The organism is Vibrio sp. S234-5 (assembly GCF_000960595.1).
GTDB lineage: Bacteria > Pseudomonadota > Gammaproteobacteria > Enterobacterales > Vibrionaceae > Vibrio.
Genome location: NZ_JZAM01000055.1, coordinates 1 through 2,100 on the forward strand (window position 1 = coordinate 1; position 2,100 = coordinate 2,100).

The 2,100-nt window shown below is 40.2% G+C and carries 3 protein-coding genes; 1 reads left to right on the forward strand and 2 read right to left on the reverse strand.

Annotation, left to right across the window (positions count from 1 at the left end; translation table 11 throughout):
• Positions 1-166 precede the first annotated feature (166 nt).
• Positions 167-553 (reverse strand): hypothetical protein, encoded by a 387-nt coding sequence (locus UF06_RS01210; RefSeq protein WP_045568816.1) that lies wholly within the window; start codon positions 551-553, stop codon positions 167-169.
• Between the two features lie 150 nt (positions 554-703).
• Positions 704-1,018, reverse strand: coding sequence for a DUF4144 domain-containing protein (locus UF06_RS01215; protein WP_045568817.1), 315 nt, complete (start codon positions 1,016-1,018; stop codon positions 704-706).
• A gap of 681 nt (positions 1,019-1,699) precedes the next feature.
• Between UF06_RS01215 and UF06_RS01225 the strand changes: the two genes are divergently transcribed.
• Positions 1,700-1,942, forward strand: a complete 243-nt coding sequence (locus UF06_RS01225) for a type II toxin-antitoxin system ParD family antitoxin (RefSeq protein WP_017045414.1) — start codon at positions 1,700-1,702, stop codon at positions 1,940-1,942.
• Positions 1,943-2,100 lie beyond the last annotated feature (158 nt).

Consider the following 2,100-nt stretch of genomic DNA (forward strand, 5'->3'; position numbering starts at 1 on the left):
TAGAGCAATAATGGAAAGGGCCGCGTATTCCAAAGCGATGGTAAAGAAGTGAAGTTGACATTAACTGGCTATTTTTGGCGATATGGTATCAGAAAAGCCATTCAGGTATCGATTTTCCGGATGAACCGAAAATGCCACGCGGGCCAAATCCCTCTTAAACGCTTTGTTATGTGACTTGGCCAAGTAGTCTACTTGCTTGTTTTTCAAACAACGTTTTAACCATTTGGTTATTTGTCTTTGCTACGGATACCCATTGCAAACCAGTTTCATCAACATGCTGAAACTCAACTTGTAATTCGTACTTCCTAACTGAAAACAACGCTGAAATCATGCCCATTGTTAATGCAAATGGTGCTGTAAATAATCCAAATGACTCTGGGCATATCATCCATACGACACTCCCAACAACTAGACCAATGCAAACAATACGCAAAGCATGATCCTGAAATGTGTTTGTTTTAACCCTTGCACCTTTAATTTTTGACAAAGGATATTCGTCTTTTTTAAACGTGAAGGTAGTGTTGCTTACATTAAAGTCTTCTTCATTAATCAAAATAACCTCCTGTCACATAACGCCGCGTTAAGGGGCGCAGGCACGCAATACAAAAGTGACCGCATCACACCTTAACCACTAAACTTACCGCAAACTGAAAATGCCACGCGTGCCAAGTCCCTCTTTAACGCTTTGTTATGTTTATTTAGCCTAAGATTTCAGACAGTTAAATGCTTCAGCGACTGTTTCAAACTGAATTTTTGTCAAACAGACTTCCGCTAAACAGAACTCATGACGTTGAATAAATCTAGATGCTTCCTCTGCTGAAATCTGGATTGAGTTTCCAATCAAGTGAACTACTGAGCCATCTGAAACAATTGAATAGACAAAACCTTCAGAATCAATGACTCGATCGCTTGGACTAATGATCAAATCCACACACTCGCTATTCAAATCAGCTTCAGAACCCAAATAAACAAGCTCATCGTCACCATCTAATTTCAGAATACAAGGCCAATTGACCATGAACTTCTCCGATAAACATAACGCCGCGTTAAGGGGTGAATGCCGCATAAACCAACTTTCTGCAAACCACTTTCACCACCAAAATTCACTGCATACCAAAAATGCCACGCGGCATGAATCCCTCTTGAACGCTTTGTTATGCTTAAGCTTCAATGACTTATGTTTTACCAAACTGAGATTAACTCAGCTTTAACTCACAAACAAAAGCCAAAAACCAAAATACTGAAATGACTCATAATTTTGAAAATCAGACTTTGAACTTTGGCAGATAAAGCCGAAAAACCTAAAATCAAACTTCTGATTGAGCCAACCGCCCTAACCTCACGCTTGCCCGAAAATTGATTGAGGCAACGCTCTGAATTTCCAGCGCCAAAGAATAAGTGTCCAGAAAACAGCGCCCACTGAAACAAACTTGCCGACAAACTCAAAACTAACCAGACGAGGGAACAAAGAAAAAAGATAAACCACTAATTTTTGGTGATTAAGCATAACGCCCTGTTAAGGTGTGAGCAACGCAATACCGAAGCTTCCGCATACCGCCTTAAACACCAAACACCAAACACAACGCATAGTAAAAATGCCACGCGTTGCGAATCACTCTTAAACAGTTTGTTATGCGCCACTTGCGATTACCTCAAGTTAATACCATAATTAGGTACTATTTGGTATTAGGAGATTACAATGGCTAAAAATACTAGCATCACTCTCGGCGACCACTTTGATGGTTTCATTAGTAGCCAAATCCAAAGTGGACGCTATGGCTCAGCAAGTGAAGTAATTCGTTCCGCTCTACGTTTACTCGAAACACAAGAAACGAAAATGAACACTTTACGACAACTGCTCGTTGAAGGTGAAGAAAGTGGTATGGCTGATTATGACCTCGATTCGTTTATCAGTGAACTAGATAGCGAAGAAAGAAAATGAAACCATTCCAACTAACCAACAAGGCAAAATCCAGGGCAAGATCATGAACATTTCTTGTACAACGCAAGGTTAAATTTGACCTGAAGCACGGTCTGTGATCTTATGCTCTTCTTTTGGGGAGCGACCATGAATATTAATACCATCAAAGCGCATTTCAG